Below are 23,354 nucleotides of genomic sequence, written 5' to 3'. Positions count from 1 at the left end.
GGGGTGTACTTCTTCATGGCCAACCGTGGCCATGTTCATAGGATCACGCTGCTGGCGACTCCCGCTAACTGCACCATATTCAGGGAGGATGGGTAATGAAAGCTAAGCCAGGAGTGCCTTCGCAGTTCCTGCCCCTGCCCGCAGGTCATATCACAGCCGGTGTCGCCGTTCTGCCCTCAACAGGACTGCGCCTTGACAGTGGGATACCATTTGATAATTGGCTTGGAATTGGCCAGGGGTTGGCCGAGGCCGTGAGCAGCTCGGCATGGTGCCTAGGCGACTGGCTGATTTACGGTGAAACTCGCTTCACCGGACGTTACCGCAGTGCTATCGAGCAAACCTCGCTTGATTACAAGACGCTTCGCAATTATGCGTGGGTCGCCAGGAAGTTCGCGCACGCAAGGCGAAGAGCGGGATTGAGCTTCGAGCATCACGCCGCAGTCGCCAGTCTCCCCGAACCGGAGCAGGACTATTGGCTTCGGAAGGCAGAGTTGTTTGGTTGGTCGAGGAACGACCTGCGGCGCGAGGTGCGCGCCAGCCTCGCCGCGCGCGGCGAGGACCTGGCTGACCGAGGTATCGCGGCTGGGGCAACCGCTGATGATCACGCCAGGGGTCACGATCATGCCAGGCATGAAGGTGCCGGTATCGGCGACAGCGCCATGGCCTTGAAACTGCACCTGGATGTCACCGACGATCAGCTTGCCATGATCACGGAGGCGGCCAGCAAGTCTCAGCTCTCCGTTGGAACGTGGGCGCAGCTGATGCTTGAGCAGGCCGCTCGCGCGGCTCTGGCATTCGCTTCGCGGGACCCGAACCCGGTGACGCGAGCCATTGGCTGACGCTTGGCGGCGGACAGCGACACGGTGCCTGCCGGCAGCTCGGCCTGGTGAATAACAAGTGAGGTCGCCCTGCTCTCCCTCATCAATCAAGCTGGGCGAACCGCTGAACGGCGTCGCGGTACGCCGCAGTCGCATCGGCGCGCGTATGTGAGGAGCCCTCGGAGTAGAGCAGAATGCGGATTTGCTCGCCTGTCTCTTCGCTTCGATTGAAGCTGGCCTCGAACGGGAAGTCCGTGTGGGACCAGTCTTCGACCGCCTCCAGCGTGTCTAGGCCGAGCCGTAGCGCGGCGCCGGCGATGCTATGGAAGCTGTTGAAGCCAAACAGGGAAGCTGGTACTACTGCCCTGCCAACAGTGCGGGCCAACTGGGCCAGCGGAGTCCGGCCGCGCATGGTGACCTTCATCAGCTCCCGATGCGCCCGGGCAATGGCCTCCTTACCAGGTGCTGCGACGTCGATTCGCAGCGGGGCGACGTTGAGGAACATCCCCCGCGCATCCACGCCGTTCGGTACCGCGAGCCGGGTATTGACAGGGACGCCGGTCAGGATGCTCCGCCCGCCGACCAATCGCGCCTGCGCTTCAAGGTGGATCGCGAGAAGCACGGACTTCAACCCGGAGGAGGAACTCGCCGCAAGTCGGCTCAGCATCCGATTCTCCTGGCCTGCGATCTCCACCGAGTCCTGCCAGGTGTGGCAGTCGCGAGTGGTCTCGGCACTCGACCGCGTTTCCAGTCCGTCCAGGTACCGGCTCCACCACTGTGAGTCGGCGAGCGTGAGCGACTGGAAGAGCTGCTGCGCGCTATGCTCGCGGAGTCTGAAGCGGGGCGAGGCGTTCGAGGCAGATGACGCCGGCTGCTCGGGGGGCCGCCCGGTAAGTTCCGCGACGTAGCGCTCCAGGAATTCCACCAGGTTCAGATGGGTGCTCCACCCGTCAGCAATCGCATGCGGCTCGGTAAGGGTCAAGGTGATCGCCGTCTCGCTCAGGAGGTGGACCGTGATCGTGACGAGGGGCGGATCCTTCAGATCGATGGTCCGCGTGTTCTCGGCGTCAGCGAACTCGGCCAACCGTTGTTGCTGTTCACGGTCGTGGAGCCCTCGCAAGTCGCAAACTTTCACCAATGGCCGGTCGACATGGCTCAGTACGATCTGCATCGGGCGCGAGTAGCGGTCCAAGTCCAGCAGCGAGCGGAACATTTCATGCTCCCGCACCAAGCCAAGCCCGGCCGCCTCAAAGGCTGCGGGCTCCACGCGAGGTACGGTCAGACGCGAGGTTGCGACGTTGTGATAGGCCGGGACACCGATGGCGCCGCGGTCTCGGAGGGCAGCGGCCATGAGCATCCGAGTGGCCATCACGGCCTGTTGCTCGCTCATCGGGAAGGCATCCACGGCACCGGCCGGCAGCCGTCGGCGATCATCCGGCGAGACCAGACCCAGCGCGGGTATCTGCACCCATCGGTCGTCTGGAACCTCGAATGCCTCCACCTCGCTGCCTCCGGCTGCCGCGTAGAGCGTCGCGCGGACAGACTCGGAGATGGTGTCGCGGCCCCGACCTGTCACGATCGCTCCCCCGTTGGACGTGCTCGGGCCGCGAGGGACTCGATCTCGTCATCTTCTAGTACGTCGCGAATGGTGAGTTCGACACCCCGTGTGCGCGCGATGGCGACAAAGCGCACACACAAGATTGAGTCGCCGCCAACGGCGAAGAAGCGCGCCGAGCGGTCAGGCGGTGCATCAAGGCCGAGAAGCTCGACCCAGATGCTCCCGATCAGCTCTTGAGTTTCATCGATGGTTCTCACGGCTGCCTCCTGAGGTCCGAGAGCCTGCCTTGGCTACGGGGATCCACGGATCCGCTGGCCCTTCTATCGCGACACCAGATGGTCTCCCATGACCATCGCGTCGATGTCTATCCGAGAGAACGTCGCCACCGCGTCCTCGGGTGAGCAGACGATCGGCTCTCCGCGCGAGTTGAACGAGGTGTTGAGCAGGACCGGAATGCCGGTGATTGCCCGGAAGGCATCGATCAACCGCCAGTAGAGCTCGTTGTCCTCGCGTCGCACCACCTGGATCCGGGCAGTGCCGTCGACGTGCGTCACCGCCCCAAGTCTCGGACGCCAAGCCTCACGGACATCGACGGTTTCGATCATCCACAGATACTCGTCAGGATCGTCGATCTCGAAGCACTGCTCTGCGTACTCGTGCAAGACCGCCGGCGCGAGCGGCCGGAATTCCTCCCGTTGCTTGACCATTGAGTTGATCCGGTCCCTCATCTCGACGGTTCGTGGATCGGCGAGAATGCTGCGGTTCCCCAGCGCTCGCGGGCCGTATTCCATCCGGCCCTGGAAGAGCGCGACGACCTTTCCGTCACTCAGAAGCCCAGCAACCTCGGCGACGAGGTCGTTGAGTTCGCATCGCCGCCATCGCAGGTCGGTGCGCTCCAGCGTGGCCTGGATGCGCTCGGAGGTGAATGCCGGACCGAGGTAGGGCAGCCCGATGCGCGGGCGAACCCGTTTCCTGGGCACCTCGGCGCCCTCCTCCTCCATCACCACCAGCGCCGCACCCAGCGCCGTTCCGTCGTCGCCGGCCGCCGGCTGGGCGAACTGTCGCCGGTACATCCCGCTCTTGCGGATGGCCTGGTTGACGACGCAGTTCAGGGCCACGCCGCCGGCCAGGCATAGATTCTCGCTGGACTGCTCATCCCGGTGCGCCGCCAGGAAGCCGACGACGGTCTCCTCGGTCACGGCCTGCAGCGCCGCGGCGATGTCGAGGTGACGCTGCTCAAGGTTCGCACCCGGTTCCCGGGGCGGGCCGAGAACCGAGGCGAGATGTTCCAGTGACCTCTGGTAAGTAGCGCGTTCCTGTGCTGTTTCGTTCAAGTATGTCAAAGGCGTGGTGTAACGGCCGTCGTTTTGGCGGACGATAAGGGTGTCGAACGCCGGACGAAGTCGCTGCGGGTCCCCGTAGGGCGCCAGTCCCATGACCTTGTACTCGTCGAAGTTCATCCAAAATCCCAAATGCATGGTAACCAGCCCGTAGACGAGTCCCACGGAGTGCAGTCCGCGCACCTGGCCGCGCAACCGCAGTCCCTGCGATCCGCCTGTGTAAAGCGACGTGCTCTCGAACTCCCCAATCCCGTCGGCGACCAGGACATCGGCAGAGCCGAAGCCGGAACAGTGCAACGCGCTAGCGGCGTGGGCCTGGTGGTGCAATATCGGGATGACCTTCAGGTCATCGCTCCAGAGTTCCCTTGGAAATGCTGCGAATAGATCGCGGTGTATGACCTCTGGCGCGTACACGTGCTTGTATTCCTCGATCGCCCCTTCGGATTCGAAGTATGTCTGGTACCGGCCGAAGTCAAAGTTGTGCGCGACCGCACTCACGTCACGCGGAGTGATGCCGGCCGCTCCGAGCACATACTCGATCGCGGCCTGCGGGAATTCTCCGGTGCCCTTGCGTCGCACGAAACGCTCCTCGGCCGCGGCGGCCACGATGCCATCCTCGGTGACGAGGGCCGCTGCCGAGTCCGCCCCCTGGGCGAGCCGATATACGCGCTCGCCCAGCCCCGGAAACGACCGCCGCATGTATGGCTGGCTCTGGCCCAGCCCGCTAATTCCCAGGACATAACGCACGATTGCTGATCCTCTCTTGTCGACACTGCCGGTTCGCATCGGTTTCTTCGATCTCGATGAACCTTGGGCAGGTGTTTCGTCGGCGGCTCCAGCCCGGCCGGGCCTGGCCTGGTCAGGTCAGGTCAGGTCAGGTCAGGTCATCGCCACCGCGATCCGTCGCTCCCCTTCGTACGGTTCGCGTCCGTGGGCCGTCAGCATGTTGTCGATCATCAGCAGGTCGCCTTGCCGGTAGTCGAACCGTGTCGCTGCCTCACGATATTTCTCGCGGATGTGTGCGCATACCTCCGCTGGAATTTCCGCCCCGTCACCGTAGACGGTGTTATTGGGAAGGCCGGACCTTCCGAAAAGCTCCTCAAGGACTCCGATGACACGCTCGGGAAGGGTTGTCCAGTGGAAGAAGGCTATGTGGTTGAACCATAGTTCATCGCCGTTTTCTGGATGGCGATGAAGAGCCACTCGATCGGCTACGGTACGGAGAGTCCCGTCGCTGTTCCAGTGCGTTTGTATGCCGTTGTTTCCGCAGTAGAGATCCACGGCTTCGCGGCTTGTGGTTCCAAATACCTCGCTCCACGGCAGGCCGATCTGTGGATGGTAATTTCGGATGTGCCGCCAGCCGCGCCTGCGGAACTCTTCGACGAGGTCGACGTCAAGCGAGGCGGTGACCTGACGCACGTCGGCTAGTGGCGTTGCCCCGCCTGAAGTGGGCGGCCGCTGGCAGAAGAAGAAGAGCCTGCCCGGCCAGGTCGCCTGGTAAGAGTTTTCATTGTGGAAGAATATTTCCTCCTCCCGGGTGTACTCGGTCGACGTGTAGATTCCGGACTCGAGTTGCTTTCGCGGTGTGGAGCGCTCCGTATATGGCAACGGGTCGCCGCCCAGTGCCTGAACCGCCTTCGCGAAGTCGGCTGTGCTTTCGAGGGGAAATCCTCGGAACAGGACACGGCCCGCTGACATCAGCCGCTCGTTGATATACCGGGACTGCTCGTCATTCAGCCTGGCGGTCAGGTCACCGTTCAGGTCGGCTGGCGTGATCGGGGTGTCCGGCATCTTTCCTGTCACTCCCATGACGCGCTCGACTTTCCACGTTCTGTGACGTTGATCTGTGTGTTGATCCGAATGAAACGCGGCAGCGCATAGGACGGAAATGTCTGGCGCAGGTGCGCGAGAAGATCGCTTTGGGTCGTCCCGCCGTCCCGAGTCACCACGGCCGAGTGGAGGCCGTGCACCTCGTCCGCCTGGACGGCGGCGCTCACCACCCCTGGAAAGGCATTGAGGCAAGACTCAAGAGCGGCCAGGTTGATCCGAAAGCCGGCGACCTTCGCCTCCCGTCCCAGCCGGCCGACGTAGGTGTAGGTTCCGTCGTGGTCGCGCCGCACGCGATCTCCGCTGTGGTAGCTGCGCTTGCCGGCGGAACCGGGGAAAGGTCGCAACTGCCCGCGGCCATCCGCGGCGTCGTCCGAGTTCGAGGCGGTGAGGTAACCAGTCGCCACCTGCACCCCGGCGATCACCAGCTCACCCTCCTCAAGCTCGTCTCCGGCCTGGGGCGGCTGTCCCTCGATACTCAACTCCACACCTGGCGGGGCGGTCCCGATCGGAATCTCGTGACCGGTGAAGCCGACCGGCACGGTGTAGCGGCAGCAGCCCACAGTCGCCTCGGAAGGGCCGTACTCGTTGACCACCAGCGTGTCGGGGAGGCTGTGCCGCCAGCGGGCAATACTTTGCCCGTAGAGGGCCTCACCTCCGACAACCAGGAGTGGCATCGAGCACCGGGCTCCACTCGCCTCCAGCAGCTCACACAGCATGTTGACCTGGCTTGGCGTCATCTTGACGAAACTGGAGCCCTGGAGGATGCCGGGGTCGGTGGCGACCTGAAGCGGCCAACGCAAGGGATCGAGAACCTGTACCCGTCTGCCGTTCAGGAGCGGTCCGAGGAGGCTGGTGATCGTCAGGTCGAAGCCCAGCGAGGTAAACAGCGGTGCCCCCCATCCTCGGGTGCAGTCGTACTCGCGCATCGACCAGTCGAGGTAGGCCCGCACGGCCGGCTCGGGTACGACGACTCCCTTTGGATCGCCGCTGGTGCCTGAGGTGAAGATCACGTACACGGTGTCCTGCGGGACGGTTGGTATGAGGCGGTTGGCGCCTGGATCGTTGGCCACGTCCCCGGGGCTGAGCCAGACGACGCCGTCGGTCGTCCCGCCGGCGTCCCCGAGGATGAAGGCGGCACCGCACAGACGGGCGATCCTGGCGGCAGTGCGTGGCGGCACGCGGAGATCGATCGGAGCAAAGGCGGCTCCGGTCATCAGGATGGCCACGATCTGGACGAGGGCGGTCGTGCTCGGGGCCGCCTGGATAGGCACGATCGCCCCGGGTCCGGCCCCGCGGCGGCGCAAATGGATGGCGACCTCGCGTGCGTGCGAGAGTAGCTGCGCATGGGTGGTGACCGCGCCCTGCTCGATGACCGCGGCGGCGGTGGAACCGGTCAGTTCGCCGACAAGGCTGTGCGCGCGCGTGGTCACGGCCTTGCCAATTCTGCGCAGTCGACGAGGTCGCCGACGGCGACCAGCAAACGACGCACGCCCGTATAGGGGTTACGAGCGTGGCTGCGGCGCAGGTTGTCGACGACTATCGTGCGGTCCGCCTTCCAGGGCACGACTTCCTCCAGGTCGGAGCAGATTTCTACAAGTTCGTCGATGACGGCGTCGGGGATCGGCCTGCCGTCCCCGCGTCGGCACCCTTTGGGAAACTCGTGAGGCTCGTAAAGCAGACTGAGCGAATCGTGAATATCCTCGTCCAGTGCCCGAGGATGCCAATGCAGGATTTGTGCTGTCAGCGAGGGTCGGCCGGTGGCCGGGTCGAGGATGACAGCCGGCCGCCGCTGCTCGGTGGTAAGGATGCCGCCGCGCTCATCCCACCTCCAGGTGGCGCCCTCCCGTTCGCAGGCGCGCTCGACAACGGTTGGATCAGTGGTGCGGTAGACCTTGCGCCAGTCGAGCCCGAGGTCCATCCCCAGTCGGCGAACGTAGGTGACGCCGGTGGCGAGGACGTCCTTGGCCGAGCTGCTAAGCCGCTCGTAGACGGCCGTCATGTCCGCAGTCGGTGTCTGCCCACCGTCCCCGATCTCCTGGCAGCCGAAGATGATTCGCCTGGGCCACATGCGCGCAAACGTGTTCTCGTTGTGCCACAGCAGCTTCCTGGTCCGTGAGTAGGGGGTCGGACTGTTGATCGTGCCCGTGGGGTCATCGTCGATGCTGTTGTGCTCCGGGTTGTCTTTGGCGAGCGGCCCGCAAGCCGCGGCGGCGAGTCGCTGGAAAGTCGCTACGTCCTGGCACAACCCATCGCCGTCGATGACGACCGCACCGTTACGGCGAAGGTGCTCCGCAACCGCCGTGGAGTTGGCGAGCCACCACACTTCCGGTGGGCCGTCGAGCCTAAGGTGCTGCATCGGGGGCCGCCCTTTCACCGTATGCCGCTGCCGAGATCAGGTGCCGGCGTGCCAGCTGCGCCAAACGAGCGATACCGGTGCTGTCAGCGGTGCCGCGTCGTGCGGTCACCGTCACTTCAAGGCTGGTATCGGTGACCGTCACGCCTACTGACAGCTGGTTACGTGCCACCGGCAAGCGGATGTCGACGGGCCGCAGGTGACGCAGACGACGCCGATGCCGGATGTCACGGAAATAGAACTTGCAGGGGTGACCGCCGTAGCCGGCGGCTTCGCTGACCGGGCGGATCTCCTGCCGCATGGCGGCGGCCAGCCGGCGCATCACAGCCGTGTGGACGGCGGCGGCCGCGGCCGGACCGGACGTGCCGCGGTCGACGGTGGCGATTTCCAGTTGAGACAGGTGGAATCCCATCGTGTCCTGGGACGTGCCGGCCAGCGGGCGGAGGTCCACGTCGATGTACGCCATGACCGTCGCCGGCTCCGACCAAGCCGCTGCGGCAGCCGCCAGGTGCCCGACTGTCCAGGCGAACGGGGTGACTCCGGCCCTCCGCGCCGCGGCCGCAAGTTGCTCCCAGACACGGTCGCCATTCGAGATCGCCAGGTGCCGCTGCAGGTCGGTCACGAGCGGGGCATGGTCTCGCGTGGCAATGCGGTGCACGGAAGGACCGCAGCCGGGATGGTGATGTCCCGCGTCGCCTGCCCCGGGTCCGGTAAGCCGGCGGTCGACCTCGGTCCAGAAGATCTCCTCGGAATGTACGTCCCAGACGATGTGGTGGGCCAGAACGAACAGCCGCGTGGCGTTTCCCCTGCGATCGGCCTGTGCGGCCAGGTGGATCAGCGGCCCGGTCGCGAGGGGGGTCGGCAGCCCTGCCAGGTGGGAGACGACGTCCGTGCGCCGCCATTCCGCCGGGAACACAAGGATCTCCGCGGGCAGCGAAGCCGCAGGCGACTCGAGAAACTTGTGAAGTATGCCTTGCTCGTCGACCGCGAACCGTGCCAGCGCCTCGGGATGGCAGGCCAGGGCAGCGGTCATGGCGCCGGCCGCGTCGCGAAGGCTCACCTGCGACCCGGGGCATGGCTCCGCGGCCGCCAGGCACAGGTAACGCCCTCGCAGTTCGGCCGCCTGCTCCTGATACCACAGGCCGAACTCGGCCGCGGTGGCAGGCAGAACCATCGCCATCTCAGCGTCGCCTGGCTGCGATAACGCAACGCGTTATGGTAGCCAGCTGCGGAGCCTCAAAGACCTCGAGCATCGGCAGCGTGACATCGCACGCGGCTTCAACCGATCGCACCAGCCGGATGAAGGTGAAGGAGTCGGCGCCGCTTTCGAAGAGGTCGTCGTGCGGGGCCGGCTTCATCGCGGACTCCGGCGCGATATCACGCCAGCAGGCTTCAACCTCTTCCAGGACCCGCGGGTAATCCATTGGCCTCATCGACCCGCCTCTTCTCGAGCACCGGCTGCGGCGGTCTGTTCCGCGACAAGGTCGCCGGCCAGGTCGTGCCGGAGGAATTGGCGGGTTTGCTCGATGTCGCCGGCCAAGACGCGGTCGTCCTTGAGCCGGGGCACTCGTGTGCGGTAACGCTCGTGTGCGCCGCGGACCGCGGGGGAAAGGACCAGCCCGGCTTTGAGATCGGCGGCCTGGCATGCGGTCATCAACTCGATGGCCAGCACGTTCTCCAGGTTGTCCACGATCTGCCGCAGCTTCAGCACGGAGGTGCCACCCATGCTCACGTGATCTTCCTGCAGTTGGCAGGTTGGAATCGAGTCGACGCTGCCGGGGTGCGCCAGGGTCTTGGCTTCGCTTACCAGTGCCGCAGCGGAGTACTGGCTGATCATGAGCCCGGAGTTGACGCCGGGATCCTCGGTGAGGAAGTCCGGGAGACCGCGGCGTCCGGACAGTAGCTGGTAGGTCCGGCGCTCGGAGATGGCGGCAAGCTCGGTGGCGACGATGCCGAGCATGTCCGCGGCCATGGCGACCGACTCGCCGTGCAGGTTGCCGCCCATGAGCACCAGGTCGTCATCCACGAAGAACAGCGGGTTGTCGGCGGTCGTGTTGATCTCGTTGAGGATCGAGTTCTGGGCGTATGCGATGTGCTCGCGCACGGCCCCGTGGACCTGAGGAGTGCATCGGAACGAGTAGGGGTCTTGCATCGACGGTGCAGCGGAGTCCAGGGCTGCGTGGTTTCCGCCGCGGGTGTAGTGGGAGAGGTTCTTGGCGACCACCGCCCGCCACCGGTTCCCCGAATCGCGGTGGTATCGCTCGTGGAAGAACCTGTCGGCGCAACTGAATGCCTGGGTGCTGATCGCCGCGATCAGGTCGGCCGAGCGCGCGAGCTCAAGGAGGCGCCGCAGTTCGATCACCGCGACGGCCGAGATGTACTGGGTCCCGTTGGTCAGCGCGAGACCGTCCTTGGGACCGAGCTCTACCCGGCCGAGGCCCAGCTGCTCCTCGACGTCCCTGGTGTCGCACACCTGGCCGTCCAGGATGATCTGGCCGAGGCCCAGGAGGGGAAGCGCCAGGTGGGACAGAGGTGCGAGGTCTCCGCTCGCACCGACGGTGCCGCGCTCGGGTACCACGGGGTGGATGCCGTTGTTGAGCATCCTCAGCAGGCTTTCCGCGACCTCCAGCGACACGCCGGTGTAGCCGCCGCGGAAGGTCAGCAGCTTGATCAGAAGCATCATCCGGACGACTTCAACGGGAGCACCGAGCCCGATGCCGCATGCGTGGGAAAGGATGTGGCGACGCTGGAGTTCCGCCTCTTCACCGGGCCGGACGCGGACGTTGGCCAGCGCGCCGAAGCCGGAGTTGACGCCGTACAGCAACTCGGGTCTCGCGGCGAGCGAATCGACCCACTTGGACGAACGTCTGATCGCCTCGGTGACCTCATCCGCCAGGACCACTGTGTTGCCGGGATCGATCCCGGCCATCAGCTGCTCGAGTTCCCAGCGTTCATCGGGTCGAATCACGACGTTGGCCATCGCCGAACCTCCTCATTGAGAACTGTTTTGTCATGGTGGTGAGAGTGGCGTCGGCCTCAGCACACAGTGCACGTGCCATTTCACCGTCGGAGCGGCCCGTGACGACGCAGGTGATGTCCTCGGCCAGTACGTCGGCCCGGAAGTAGCACGCGAGGGCATGGCGCGGGGGCGAGCCGATGAGCTGCGTAGCCGAACTCGCCACGCCGTCGATCTCGACAGCCGGCGCAGGCACGTGATCCTCCAGGACGACGACGACGTCGCCGACGGGTGCCCACCCTTGTCCCGGCCGTACGCTGCCGAATCCCGGGACCAGCGCGGCGAAGTCGACAGCCGCCAACAGGTCGCGGTTAACCGCTTCGATGACGCGGGTGGTGTCCTGACCGGCGGCATCGACCAGCAGGGGCACGTCGACCACGTAATTGCCGATCGAGCGGACCTCATCCGGAGTCCGCGTTGAGACCGGTGTCTCGACAACAACCTGGTCCCGGTCCAGCACCCGGCCGACCGCCCTGGCGATCAACGTGATGAGGACAGCCGCCCGGCTCACTGACAGGCGGTCCGCGAGTTCCCTGATCGGCTGCGTCGGCAGCCGCCAATCGACCACCGACGCTCCCGCGGCGGCATCGTTCGGGCGCAGCCGCTCGTCGTAAGGCTGAGCCTTCAGCCCACGCCTGACCGTGGACCAGTGCCCTGCCGCAGACTGGACGAGACGGGCATCCGGTCTTGCCGGGGGCAGCACGCACAGCGAAGACAGCGATGTCCGGCGTTCCGGTGTGCCAAGGCGGTGCTGCAGCTCCGCTACGAGCAGTCCCATGCTCACTCCGTCGCATACCAGGTGGTGGGCGATCAGATAGACGCCCACCGGTGCGGGCTCCGTGCTCGAGCGGACCAATATGGCCCGGACCAGCTGATCCGCCCCGACGTCAAACGGCTGGTACGCACTGCTGTCCACCTCCGGTTGGGGGAAGGTGTCGGCGGATGCGGAGATCTGGAGTACGTCGACCCGCGCAACGCCTGCTGCGTGCAAAACCCGTCGCGGGCGATCGCGGCCCAGGACGTACCGGACTCTCAGCTGGTCTACGTCCTTGAGCAAGTCCGACAGCGCTTGCCGGAGGCGCTGCTCGGTGATGGCCGCATGCGTGGTGAATCCCCCGACGACGTTCAGTGCACCGTCGCCGGGAAACATCTGACTCCACACCCAGATCGGCCGTTCAGTGGAGGTCAGCTCCTCACCGAGGGTTACTGGGGCAGCGGTCGATACGGATCGCGGAGTCTGACGACGGTTGCGGTCCACCACGCCGGCGAGCCCGGCGACCGTGGGGTGGGCCAGGTAGTCACGAATCGTCAGCCTGACTCCCAGGTCGCGCTCCAGGTGAGCGCTCAGCTCGAGCGCCAGGAGGGAGTGTCCGCCGCTGGCGAAAAAGTCAGTCGAGCCGGTTATGGCCACATCGGGCAGTACCCGCTCGAACGCTGCGGCGACCGCCTTCAGCGTCGTCTCATCCGCCGTCACCTCCACCTGTTCGTCGCCCGAGTCGGCTACCTTGAGCGACCGGTAGTCGACCTTCCCGGAATGCAGGCGCGGCAGGTATGTACAGATCACCACCCGGTCGGGCAGAAGGCGGACCTCCACCGTCTCGGTGATCTGCGTCAGGACCGCGGCACGATCGAGGCGGCTGTCGGACGGCACGATCCAGACGTGGATCATCACCTGCCCGTCTGCCTCGTCGGCTCGAGCGGCCGCCTGCCCCACGGCCGGAAGCGCGTGGAGCACCGCCTCCACCTGGTCGAGATTGATCCGTACACCGCGTCGTTTCACGGTTCGATCGCGCCGTCCCGACAACCGCAGACGACCACGGTGGTCCAGATAGCCGAGATCCCCTGTCCGGAAGACCGGGACGCCATTGGGTGCCGGGAAAGCCACAAGCGAGCCGGCCTGCTCCGATCCGTATCCGCGACATAGGTGCTCGGACTCCACCACGATCTCGCCGGGGTGTTGCGCTGAGGATCCGGATCGGCCGTCCAACGGCTCGATGGACAGTGTCCGTCCTGCGATCGCTTTACCAACCGGAATGTCGCCCGAGTCGGCGTCCTCCGGGGTGATCTGGTGCCAGGTCAGCAGAATGCACTCCGAAGGGCCGTATTCATTGTGCAGTCCGACCTTGGCCCCGCAGCGCTCCGCGGCGTCGAAGACCTGCCTTGCCACTTGCGGGTCGAACCACTCGCCGCTGCACATCACCTCCGTCAGGTGCGGCGGCCACGACGCCCCGGGCCGCACCGCAGCGGACGCCACCCGCCTCAGAATCGACGGGGTGGTCTCAAAATGGGTGATGCGCGCCTCCCTCAGCCACTGAAGCACCGCGTCCCCGTCATTGCGTATGGACATCGGCGCGACAACGCCCGCCGCGCCACTGGCCAGGGCCGAGATCAGTTGGCAGTAGAGGGCGTCGTAGGTGGGGGCCGCCCACAGCGCCAGGCGGTGGCCCGGCGCGAGGCCATATCTGCCGTTGAACTCCGCGCAGTAGGACTCGATCGCCGCACGACTCATCTCGATCAGCTTCGGGTCCGCTGTCGTGCCAGAAGTCCGAACACAGTATGCCGCTGCCTGCGGTGTCCGCACCGCCATGCGTTCGCTGTGCTCGAGCACAGCCTGGTCATCCCATTGCCGGGCGGCTTTGCTCAGGTCCCGCCCGGTAACGGTGACCGGTTCATCCATCAGGTTCGCAGGCGTGGTTTCGGCGGATGGGCCGGTCAGGAGGACCACGTCGGCGGCGAACTGATCGATGAGCCGCCGCCGCACGGCGTTGCTTTCCTGGTCGTCGACGACCATGAAGGTCCGCCCCGCCCAGAGACATGCCGTGATCGACGCGCTGACCTCGATCGACGCCGTACCGACGATGGCGACCCGTTCCGCGTGCCGTTGACCGAAGAACTCATCGCATGCGCAGGCAAGGGCACCGAGGTCGGCGTAAGACAAGACATCGCCCGTGCTGTCCACCAAGGCTGTCTCGGGAGCTCCACGACGGATCCGCTCATCCAAGACCGCGGCTAGCGCTGCCCGTCTGTCCGGACCAGAGCTGATCATGATGGCTTCCCCCCGGTCACTCGGCGTTCGCCATCGTCGCCACGAATTCATTCATGCTGGCCGCAGACATCAGGTCGTTCAGTGAAACGTTGTATCCCGCCTCCCGCAGCCCTCCCAGCAGGGAAAGAATTCCCAGCGAGTCGAGACCGAGCCCGAATACGTCTACCGTCATGTCCGTCAGCTCGCGACCAGTCACTTCGCGGAACTCTTGTTCAAGAACCTTGCGCGCCCGCATCGTCAGCGTCCTTTGTCGAGTAACGCGAATTAGTCATGTCGCCGCGATCACGGCTCATCGGTTCTTCCCTGCGCTCCGCGTGCCTGAAGCCGGCGTGTCGACAGTCCAGTGCATCCGTCACCGTACTTGTCTGTTGCCTGATGATCTCGGGAAAGCCGGCCATCAGTCGATGCAGTGCCGAACGGTCGTTGTTCTGCTTTGCACCGAATACCGCCACGGGCAGAGCAGAATAAAATCGAAGTACCGCACTGTATCGCTCGCTGATATGACGTTGCCACAGATCATCCCCGAGCAGCAACTGCAACCGCTCGGACATCAATTTGCTGTGCTCGAACAGCGCCCGCGGGGCATGGAGATCGAGCCCCGCATCTTCTTCGGGCGGCGTGTCCAGGAGCTCGTCCCGGTACGCTTCAAGCGCCGCCACGCCGTACAGGCGACCATCCGGCATGACCAGGCCCTGGGTAGCCCGCCCCGGATTCCCAGAAGCGAGAAAAAGCTCGAGCTCGGCAACCACAAACCGCGGGTCGAATCGGTAGGATGCCATTGCGTTGAATTTGAAGAGAATGAATGATCGCGTCCACGGCTGGTCCGCGTTCGCGCAGGATTCGTAAGCGGCGTCAAGCTCCGCCCATGAAACACGGGTGGTTTCAAATCGAATCAACTCGTCGTAACCCAGTAGATGCGCGATCCCTGCATCACTGTCTGATCCATGGACAAGAACGTCGTGATGAAAAGAACTCTCCCCGTACGTCGGTCGTCTCGGGATGAAGAACTCATCGACAAACGCGTAGATATACCAGCCATCGAGAAGCTGTGCATGCACGAACTCGGCGAAGCTGTGGCCGATCCACCTTCGCATCCACTCACGGTCTGCCCTGATAGTGTGCAGATACGGATTGGCCGCGAAATCATAGGAATAGAAGCACAGCGACGGGGACTCTATCGGGTGTTCGTCATAGGCCAGGTGTATGAAGTTCGAGAGAATCCAGTCACGGTTCTTGGGGGCATGCGCCTCGATGATGGAGACCGGGTACGCATACGGCTGGTACGCCCGGACGCTGGGATTCGTCGTCACCGGCAAAATTGTGCGGTGACGCCGCAAATCCTCGACGTGTTCCGCCTCTACCCTGTTCACCGATACTGTCCGACTACCCATGCGCGCTCGGCCGGCCCTTGAATTCGGCTGACGGCAAGCGCGTCGGACACGTACTCGAGCGGGGTGACGATTTCATCTCGGACCGCCTCTTCCCATGCGGTCGTCGGGCCGATTCCCCACTTGAACCAGGGAATCATGTCATCGACCACGAGCGTGGCGCCTGGCTTGGCCAGCCGTCGAGCGTTCGCGATGTCCGCCTTCGCACACGAGTACTCGTGGCCTCCGTCGATGAAGACGAGATCGAAACCATCCATCGGGTCGGCTACCTGGAAGGCCGGAACCGTTTGCGTGGAATCTCCGTAGATCAGGCGATGGCGACCCGGGTAACGAGAGTCGATGAACTCCTTTGCCGACTTGACGTGGGTCTCGGTGTTGATTTCAAAGGATGTGACCTTCGCCTGGGGAGAGCTTTCGAGGAAGGCGATGCTCGAGAAGCCGATATTGAAACCTATCTCGGCTATGGAAATGGCCTTCCGGGCACGCGCCAGATACATGAGATACAGGACCTGGGACAGGCAGCTAATTCCTTCGCCCAATGCGCTTCCGTGCCCTTGTGCATGCCGGAATATGTCCTCCATGAGCGAGTTAATACGTGATCGATCGCTGATTCCCGAGTCAGGGAATAGGGCAGACTTGAGTCCCGTTGGAGGCATCGACATGTCCATACGGCAATGTTGGCTTTTTAAAGCTTCCGCTGTCAACACCTCGGTGCTGCCGGCGCTGAGGAAACTTCAGAAGAGCCGTCATAGCAAGAATCCCTACCGAGGTACCCCCGGTAGGGATGGAGTGATTTATTTGCGCAGCGTCACTCGGAAATCGATCATCCGGAAGCGGACATATTACTACCGTCGCCGATCTTGGCGGTCCTTCGCTTACCGGTATTGTCCAACTGCCCACGCGCGCTCGGTCGGTCCCTGAAGCCGGCTGACGGCAAGCGCGTCGGACACGTACTCGAGTGGGGTGACGATTTCATCTCGGACCGCCTCTTCCCATGCGGTCGTCGGGCCGATTCCCCACTTGAACCAGGGAGTCATGCCATCGACCACGAGCGTGGCGCCTGGCTTGGCCAGCCGTCGAGCGTTCGCGATGTCCGCCTTCACGCACGAGTACTCGTCGCCTCCGTCGAAGAAGACGAGATCGAAACCATCCATCGGGTCGGCTATCTGGAAGGCCGGAACCGTTTGCGTGGAATCTCCGTAGATCAGGCGATGGCGACCCGGGTAACGAGAGTCGATGAACTCCTTTGCCGAGCCGGCGTAGGTCTCGGTGTTGATTTCAAAGGATGTGACCTTCGCCTGGGGAGAGCTTTCGAGGAAGGCGATGCTCGAGAAGCCGATGCTAAAACCTATCTCGGCTATGGAAATGGCCTTCCGGGCACGCGCCAGATACATGAGATACAGGACCTGGGACAGGCAGCTAACCCGGTCGTCCAATACATTTGCGCGCCCTTGCACATGCCGGAACATGTCCTCCATGAGCGATTGAATACGTGATTGATCGCTGATTCCCGAGTCGGAGAACAGGGCAGACTTGAGTCCCGTTGGAGGCATCGACATGTCCATGTCGAAATGTTGGCCTCCGGAATCTACCGCTGTCAACGCTTTGGTGATGCCAGCGCCGAGGCAGCCTCAGAAGAGCCTTCCCTCGTGACAGCAGGTCGGCTTCCGAGGTAGCGGAACGTCGCGGCATGTTTGTTGTCCTGCCCGGCAGGACAACAAATTCGCAGTTTCCGGTTGACAGCTCCCTGGCTGACTCTCGGGCAGAGGCGGGGGCGTCTTGGTCACTTCGCGGGTGTGGCCTATGCCGCCTGGCTGGTGCTGGTCGGCTGCCGGCGTTCGTCGAGCAGTGCGGTGACGGCGATCAGGCCTGCCAGCGCGATGAAGGATCCCAGGCCGATGACCCAGCGCGGGCCGAACCATTCCGCCAGCACGCCGCTTGCGAGCATGGTGACGAGCGACACCCCGGCGTAGATGGCGCCGGTCGTACCCACGATCCGGCCGCGCAGCGAGCGCGGCGTGCTGAGCAGCAGCCAGGTCTGCCCGCCCACCCAGGAGATGGTGAAGGGCAGCCCGGACACGACGAAGGCGATCAGCGCCAGCGGCAGCGACGGCCAGATCGCCAGCACCAGGATCGCGCCATTGGAGATCGCGGCGCCGAGCAGGACAGGAAGCCGGTACCCCAGTCGGCGGACCACCGTGCCGATCACCGGGCCCGCGATCACGGCCGAGACCGCGAACGCGCTGTTGACCAGGCCCATCTGCCCGGACGTGGCGCCGATCACGCCCAGCATCAGCACTGGAAACAGGGAAGACAGCGGCCCCTCCTTGATCGCGTCAAGGACTTGCAGGAGTACCAGGCCCCGGACGCGACGGCTGCGTCGAAGCATCGCCAGATACCCGTCGCCGCAGCCTTCTTCGCCTTCCTCCACCGTGCCGCCGGCGGTCGGCGTCTTCCGCCCGGAGCCCCGCAGGAGCAGGCTGAGCAGTGCGGACAGCAGCATCAGCGTCGTCACCCCGATGGCCGTCCAGCGGAATCCGGCCCATCCCATGACGAACCCACCGAGCGCCGGCCCAACCAGCCTGGTGGCATTGGAGGCGAACGAATTCAGGCCGTTGGCCTCGGCCAGGTCCTCGGCGGTGACGTAGTCGGCAATGAGCACCTGCTCGGCGGGAATGTAGAGCTGCTGCAGGACCGCCTGGGCGAACACCGCGGAGACGAGGCCAAGCGGCGAGTCGGCGAGTGCGAAGACGGCCACCAGTACCAGCACCCGCAGGAAGAGCGCGATCCGTATGATCCGCAGGGGGTTGCCCCAGCGGTCCGCGACACTCCCGGCCAGGTGCCCGAAGGCCAACCCGGCCACGGTCGGGACCGCCGCGAGCACGGCTGTCCAGATCGGCGATTGGGTGAGCTGGTAGATATGGACGCTCAAGGCGATGCCCACGCCCGATCCCACCAGCGACGAGACCAGGTTGACGACCAGCAACGTCCCGAGGTTCGGATTCCTCATCAAGAACCCGATCGGTTTGACCCCCTTGTTGACGCTCACCTGGCCGCTCCTTTCGGAAGCATGACCACATCAGCCATACGCGAAGACATAATCGTACGTCAGTTCATGATGTCAAGGTGTGTCTCTAGCTTATTGACGATTACAGATGCCTGCGCTAGAAACAGCCAAAGGCGATGGTCGAACCATCAATTCTTGCACGCCGTGAGCGTGTGTGGAGAAGTGGTATGTCAGTCATCAAACTTACACCGCGATCTTCAGTACCCGTACATTTCTCGGCCGAGACCACCCGGCAAGGACCACTGACTATAGGTCAGCTCAACATTCTGAAGTGGATTGATGATTCCAGTTCGGTAGAGGGTCGTCCGTATCCTGTCGTAACGTGTGCTATCAGCCTGAGTGGAACGGCGAGTGTGGAGGATGTCACTGAAAGCCTTGCCATCCTGATCGCCCGCCATGAAGTGCTACGGACGTCCTTCGCCACCGGGCCGCAGCCATGTCAGCGTGTTTCCTCCGTTGGCACATTGATGGTTGACATCTATTCGCTGGAAGGCGGCCGAGCCAACCGGGTTGACGTTGAAGCCGAGCTCGCCAGGCACCTGGAGATCACAGCCCCAAGGCAGCCTGATGGGCAGCGGCTGGCCGGCCAACAGTTGCGAGTCGCCCTGGCCATGAGCGCTGAAGTGGTATACGCAGGCTTCCTTGAGTTATCTCACATGGCTGTGGATAGGGCAGCCGCGCGAATCCTTGAGCATGAGCTGGCTGAACTGATAAGCGATTCTGCTGCTCGAGTCATAGGACCACCCCGTCATCAGCCTTTGGATCAGGCGGAACTCGAGCGCTCGGAGCGTGAATGCCAGAAACGTCGTAGAGCGCTGGAATACTGGAGCAGCAATCTTGCCGTAATGCCCTCGCCTCTCTACCTGACGCCTTCCGCGGGGTCCGAGCTCACGGAGGCGGACGCTGACGACACGGTGGGCGTCTACATGTCATCACCAGCCGCTGCACTAGCCGTGCAGCGCGTGAGCGCACGCACGCGAACCAGCCGGTCCAGCTGCCTGCTCGCCGCGTTGTGCGCCGTGCTCTCAGTGCGTACCGGCTATCGCGAGATAGTCTTTCCCGTGATGCCCTCAAACCGCTTTGAGCGCCACCTTTACGACTACGTCGGTACGCTTGCTCAAACAGGCATCGCTGCTATCGATGTCGGCTCTGCGAGCTTCGATGAATTGGTAAGGCAGGCATGGCGTGGCATGCTGGAAGGTTGCATGCACAGCGTTTACGATGTCTATGAGCTCGAAAAAATCCATAACCGGATATCGCATGACCGCGGCGTCTATTTCTATTTCGAGGCCATCTACAACTGTAGTGTCATCGAAAGCGGTATACCAATGAATGAACGCGCACCATCGCCCGAGCACATGACCGCCATGCTGAGCCGGACTCAACTGCGCCATTACCCTATGCCGTACCGTCTGGGAACACCCGTCCGATTCGATGTTTCCAGGCTGGAAGGCGAGGTAGAACTGTGTGGCTGGAGTTCCGACGTTGGCCGAGTGCCGGCGGAACACCTGACATCGTTGCTGCAGGCCGTTGAGCGCCTCCTGGTAGCGGCAGTCGGCGGCAACCTCGATCACGAGGATATAATCGATGTCCTTCAGATGGAGCCAGTCCGCCGGGACTCGAACTGGGTGAAGGCCGATGCCCAGTGGGTTGAGCTGACTGAAATCCAGAGACTTCTCGATGACGCGTTCGCACCGGCCAAGGCGCGGATTTTTTCACAGGTAGCCGGCGAACCGCTTGTGGCGTATGTCGAGGCTTCCGATTCCGTCCGTACGCCGGAACAAGCTCACGCACGGTGCATGGCCATGCTGTCCGCACACCCGTCAGCGATGACGCCGCGCTATTACGTTATATGCGAGGCGGTTTCGGTTGACGTTGACGACCCCATCGGTTGGCCGGCAGGGACAAGTGCAGGGACGGGAAGGGGCGCGGGCATCTCCCCGCTGAGCACAGCGAGCAGGGCTGACGCCGGCAGCGGGCCGAGCCTGTAGCGGCGTCCCCGGTGGCTGCGTGGGTCGGGCATGGAATCGAGGACCTCGGCCGGCGTATGCAGGTCAGCGGCTGGGTCGGTGAGGGCGACGTGCTCCAGGTGGCGGGAGAGCACATCGATCGGGGATGATGGCACGCGAACGCGGCCCCTGTTCTTGATCGACTGGCTTAGACAGCCGACGATCATCAGGGGTCGCGTTTGTCATCTCCGCACTGGGGCGCCCTTACTGGGTCACCCGCCCCAGGGACGCAGCAGTCTCACCAGCCGAGAACGTAACGGCCTTGGGAAGCTGTCGGGGGATAATGGCGCCAACCTTGCCTGTAGATTCCGATCCGAGACCATTCCAGGGCGCGATTGTAAGCGAATTTTCCCGTTTCAGGATGGACTTGTGTATCCTATCAAGCTGGTCGGATGGCTCCAGGCCAAGTTCCTCTCCGAGGATGGCCCGGATTTCCTGGAATGATTCAAGAGCGTCTGCTTGCCGGGCTGACCTGTACAGAGCGAGCATGTGCAACGCTCTCAGCGGCTCGCGCAGTGGGTAAGATCTGACGAGCTCACTCAGCTCGGCTACGAGTTCGTGATGCCGATCGAGTTTGAGCTCAAGCTCGATACACTCTTCGGTGGCCCTGATTCGCTCCTCTTCAAGCCGAATCGCCATCGTTCTGACCACCCCGCTCTCGACGTCTGAGGCGACCGCCGTGCCGCGCCAAAGCGCGAGCGCGGCACGAAGCTCGGCTGCTGCATCCCTAATCTTCCCGGCAGCAGCCAGCTCCCGGCCGGAGTTGATCATCCGGCGGAATACAGCAGAGTCGAGCGACTCGGTGGGAATATGGATGGTATAGCCTACCAGGCTGGTGACGATCACATGATCGTCACCGAATTTCCGCAGCTGACGCCGCAAGGCAGATATGCAGGTCTGGATCTGGCCCTTGGCGGTGACGGGTGGATCCTCTCCCCATATCCCCTCAGTGATCCGGTTGAGCGATACGAGATTTCCTACCTGCATGAGCAGCATCGCTAATATGGTTCGCTGGCGGCCGTGCGGAAATTGTAGAGCAATTCGATCAAGTGAAACATCGAGCGAACCAAGGATCCTGAAATGCATAGTATGAAGCCTTTTCGACTTGATGGACACGAGGTGGAAAATTCCGCGTTTTGGCAGACAGTCCCGTGGTCGCCCGGCAGATCCGACGGTCCTCCCCATCGTCGCGGTCCGTCAAAGGGGCGGTGGGGCCTGCAGCAGCCGGGTCGTGTAGCCGGCCCACGCTCCGGTGTACGGATGGGCGAGCACCAGATCGAGGGTGCGGCGGGAAACCTGCTCCACCCGGTCGGGTAGCTCCCAGGCGCGGTCCGGATGCGGCAGGGGACCCATGAGGTCCGGCCGCTTCTTGACTTTCTCGTCAACCGCACGCAGCAGGAGCAGGCGCCGGCTGTGTTCGGCCTGCCGGATCCCGCGGACCGCGCGAGGCGTCGCCTGCCCGTGCGTCAGTTGATCGAAGTCGCGCCGAGGAACCTTGTGCGTTCGGAAGTCCAGGTCATCAAAAGGATCTTCTGCCTGCATCGCAAGCCTTCCTGCGTGATCGACTGCGGCGAGCCGAGGGTCAGCCAACTCCGGTTGCGTTCGAGCAGGAGGTCTTGCTTCTGGTTGGGTCCTCGGCTTCCTCAGCGACATGTGGCAGGGCCGGTCCGAGTGCGGCAAGGGGCATTCCTCGCAGTACCGTCAGTGAAACTCTATCGAGATCAAATAGCTCGGACTCGAAGGCGGGTTGGGCGTTATCAAGCGGGTTCATGTGACGAATCCCCTTTACTGGTCCCCTTTACTGGCCCGACTGTTCGAGCGCGCCATTGACATCATGGCTCATGGTTTGCCGTTCAGGAAGGGCGCTTTTTCCCTTGCGTGGTCCGCGGTGCCTGTCAAACCCAATGAGACATCAGTTTACTTTTGTGGTTTGTGGTGAGGTATTGGCCTGAAGAGTCGTGAGTGACCTATTGATCCACACCCTGGCGGGCAGCGAGGGCGGGACGCGCCTGCCCTGGCTGCCGTCCCCGCAGGGGCGGCGCTCCCACCGCGGACATCCTCCGTATCGTGAACCGAGCCCAGCATCCGGTAGCAATGCGTAGGCATGATTTCCCATCCTGCACCAGGAGCGGCATTGCCGCTCCCCTGTCGACCACTCTGACGTTATCTACCCTTACGGAGGTGATCGCCGGTGCCGATCCGGCCGGAGGACGAGCACGTTGCCGGGTTACTCCGCCGGACGGCCATGCTCCCAGGCTGCACCAAAAAGGAGCAGGGCATAGTCGTACATCAGTCCAGGACGCCGCGCGACGATACATGGCGAGTTACGACCGTGTTCTGCCTGTTGATAGATGGTCAGGTAGGCGACGTTGTCAGTGATGATCACGCGGTGCACGTTGGGCAAATCGTAGAACCGTAGCGAGACGTTTTCTCGATGCCGGGCGACCTCGCGCACGTAAGCGGCATTGACTCGTACTTGTTCGGCGAGCAGGCCGGAGGAGAAGCCCAGATCCACCCGGCGCATCTCCTCCTCCCGTCTGGAAAGCCACGAGTCGGAAACGAGATCGGCGTCGGGCAGGAGCACTTGCACGGATTCCAGCCGTCTACCTGCGGATTCCCAGACGGTCGCGAACCCGTCGCGTGTTAGTTCGTTTCCGCGTCCGGCGAGGACGCGCACCCAACATGCTCGGGTCAACTCGGCCGCCAGTTCCTCGGAGGCCAGACGTTGCCGCGGGATGACGCGCCGAACCCCCAGACCTGTCAGCCGAGAGAGGATCGCCACCGGCCACTGACCGGAGCGCATGGAGAAGACCCAGCCCCCCGCGACGGTGAAGCGCTCCGATGCTCCTATGTTTGTCAAGCGGCGACGCGAAGATCGTTGCTCGTGGTGTTTGGGCTGGTGAGGACTTTGAAGAGCTCTCGGGCGACA

20 protein-coding genes are annotated in these 23,354 nt (G+C 63.7%); 2 read left to right on the top strand and 18 right to left on the bottom strand.

The features are described 5' to 3' along the window. Nucleotides 1–95 precede the first annotated feature (95 nt). Nucleotides 96–839 carry an LmbU family transcriptional regulator gene (locus tag ACFY3V_RS34555; RefSeq protein ID WP_350948739.1) on the top strand — a complete coding sequence of 248 codons (744 nt, stop codon included), beginning with the start codon at nt 96–98 and terminating at the stop codon, nt 837–839. A gap of 82 nt (nt 840–921) precedes the next feature. Here the strand turns inward: ACFY3V_RS34555 and ACFY3V_RS34550 are convergent, their stop codons facing one another. The 15 genes from ACFY3V_RS34550 to ACFY3V_RS34480 all read right to left on the bottom strand — a co-directional run bounded on the left by ACFY3V_RS34550 (nt 922) and on the right by ACFY3V_RS34480 (nt 18,398). Next, on the bottom strand, nt 922–2,394 hold the full coding sequence (locus ACFY3V_RS34550) for a condensation domain-containing protein (RefSeq protein WP_350948740.1): 1,473 nt from the start codon (nt 2,392–2,394) through the stop codon (nt 922–924). Next, nucleotides 2,391–2,633: a phosphopantetheine-binding protein gene (locus tag ACFY3V_RS34545; protein ID WP_350948741.1), complete on the bottom strand. Its 243-nt coding sequence runs from the start codon at nt 2,631–2,633 to the stop codon at nt 2,391–2,393. Before ACFY3V_RS34545 ends, ACFY3V_RS34550 begins: the two co-directional genes overlap by 4 nt. Nucleotides 2,634–2,696: 63 nt before the next feature. Then, entirely contained in the window at nt 2,697–4,463 is a 1,767-nt protein-coding gene (locus ACFY3V_RS34540; RefSeq protein ID WP_350948742.1) for a carbamoyltransferase C-terminal domain-containing protein, read from the bottom strand. A gap of 132 nt (nt 4,464–4,595) precedes the next feature. Further along, a complete protein-coding gene (locus ACFY3V_RS34535) occupies nt 4,596–5,507 on the bottom strand; it encodes a TauD/TfdA family dioxygenase (protein ID WP_350948744.1) in 912 nt (303 codons plus the stop codon). Between the two features lie 8 nt (nt 5,508–5,515). Next, nucleotides 5,516–6,976 (bottom strand): AMP-binding protein, encoded by a 1,461-nt coding sequence (locus ACFY3V_RS34530; protein ID WP_389779344.1) that lies wholly within the window; start codon nt 6,974–6,976, stop codon nt 5,516–5,518. Continuing rightward, nucleotides 6,973–7,902, bottom strand: coding sequence for a TauD/TfdA family dioxygenase (locus ACFY3V_RS34525; protein WP_362921681.1), 930 nt, complete (start codon nt 7,900–7,902; stop codon nt 6,973–6,975). Before ACFY3V_RS34525 ends, ACFY3V_RS34530 begins: the two co-directional genes overlap by 4 nt. Then, nucleotides 7,889–9,079, bottom strand: coding sequence for a hypothetical protein (locus ACFY3V_RS34520; RefSeq protein WP_389779342.1), 1,191 nt, complete (start codon nt 9,077–9,079; stop codon nt 7,889–7,891). Before ACFY3V_RS34520 ends, ACFY3V_RS34525 begins: the two co-directional genes overlap by 14 nt. 1 nt (nt 9,080) lies before the next feature. Continuing rightward, a complete protein-coding gene (locus ACFY3V_RS34515; RefSeq protein WP_350948748.1) occupies nt 9,081–9,323 on the bottom strand; it encodes an acyl carrier protein in 243 nt (80 codons plus the stop codon). 5 nt (nt 9,324–9,328) lie between these two features. Next, nucleotides 9,329–10,879 carry a histidine ammonia-lyase gene (gene hutH / locus ACFY3V_RS34510; RefSeq protein ID WP_350948749.1) on the bottom strand — a complete coding sequence of 517 codons (1,551 nt, stop codon included), beginning with the start codon at nt 10,877–10,879 and terminating at the stop codon, nt 9,329–9,331. Next, the gene (locus tag ACFY3V_RS34505) at nt 10,851–13,961 is read right to left on the bottom strand and encodes an AMP-binding protein (protein ID WP_389779339.1); all 3,111 of its coding nucleotides are present in this window, start codon (nt 13,959–13,961) and stop codon (nt 10,851–10,853) included. Before ACFY3V_RS34505 ends, hutH begins: the two co-directional genes overlap by 29 nt. Before the next feature lie 16 nt (nt 13,962–13,977). Then, nucleotides 13,978–14,196, bottom strand: coding sequence for a phosphopantetheine-binding protein (locus ACFY3V_RS34500; protein ID WP_350948751.1), 219 nt, complete (start codon nt 14,194–14,196; stop codon nt 13,978–13,980). Next, nucleotides 14,174–15,271: a hypothetical protein gene (locus ACFY3V_RS34495; protein WP_350948752.1), complete on the bottom strand. Its 1,098-nt coding sequence runs from the start codon at nt 15,269–15,271 to the stop codon at nt 14,174–14,176. The genes ACFY3V_RS34500 and ACFY3V_RS34495 overlap by 23 nt, the downstream gene beginning before the upstream one ends. Nucleotides 15,272–15,327: 56 nt before the next feature. Then, nucleotides 15,328–15,930 carry a class I SAM-dependent methyltransferase gene (locus ACFY3V_RS34490; RefSeq protein ID WP_350948753.1) on the bottom strand — a complete coding sequence of 201 codons (603 nt, stop codon included), beginning with the start codon at nt 15,928–15,930 and terminating at the stop codon, nt 15,328–15,330. Nucleotides 15,931–16,224: 294 nt separating this feature from the next. Continuing rightward, entirely contained in the window at nt 16,225–16,914 is a 690-nt protein-coding gene (locus ACFY3V_RS34485) for a class I SAM-dependent methyltransferase (protein WP_362921691.1), read from the bottom strand. Between the two features lie 236 nt (nt 16,915–17,150). Further along, nucleotides 17,151–18,398 (bottom strand): MFS transporter, encoded by a 1,248-nt coding sequence (locus tag ACFY3V_RS34480; RefSeq protein ID WP_350948755.1) that lies wholly within the window; start codon nt 18,396–18,398, stop codon nt 17,151–17,153. 185 nt (nt 18,399–18,583) lie between these two features. Between ACFY3V_RS34480 and ACFY3V_RS34475 the strand changes: the two genes are divergently transcribed. Beyond that, on the top strand, nt 18,584–20,407 hold the full coding sequence (locus ACFY3V_RS34475; protein ID WP_389779335.1) for a condensation domain-containing protein: 1,824 nt from the start codon (nt 18,584–18,586) through the stop codon (nt 20,405–20,407). A gap of 222 nt (nt 20,408–20,629) precedes the next feature. On the opposite strand, the gene ACFY3V_RS34470 is transcribed toward ACFY3V_RS34475, so the two are convergent. The 3 genes from ACFY3V_RS34470 to ACFY3V_RS34460 all read right to left on the bottom strand — a co-directional run bounded on the left by ACFY3V_RS34470 (nt 20,630) and on the right by ACFY3V_RS34460 (nt 23,228). Next, entirely contained in the window at nt 20,630–21,511 is an 882-nt protein-coding gene (locus tag ACFY3V_RS34470) for a BTAD domain-containing putative transcriptional regulator (protein ID WP_389779447.1), read from the bottom strand. Nucleotides 21,512–21,622: 111 nt separating this feature from the next. Further along, on the bottom strand, nt 21,623–21,967 hold the full coding sequence (locus tag ACFY3V_RS34465) for a hypothetical protein (protein WP_362902845.1): 345 nt from the start codon (nt 21,965–21,967) through the stop codon (nt 21,623–21,625). A gap of 685 nt (nt 21,968–22,652) precedes the next feature. After that, entirely contained in the window at nt 22,653–23,228 is a 576-nt protein-coding gene (locus ACFY3V_RS34460; protein WP_389779332.1) for a hypothetical protein, read from the bottom strand. Nucleotides 23,229–23,354 lie beyond the last annotated feature (126 nt).

It is taken from the genome of Streptosporangium sp. NPDC000095 (genome assembly GCF_042899335.1).
Lineage (GTDB): Bacteria > Actinomycetota > Actinomycetes > Streptosporangiales > Streptosporangiaceae > Streptosporangium.
Note: the sequence above shows the minus strand (reverse complement) of the source record. Positions and strands in the feature narration are given on the sequence as shown.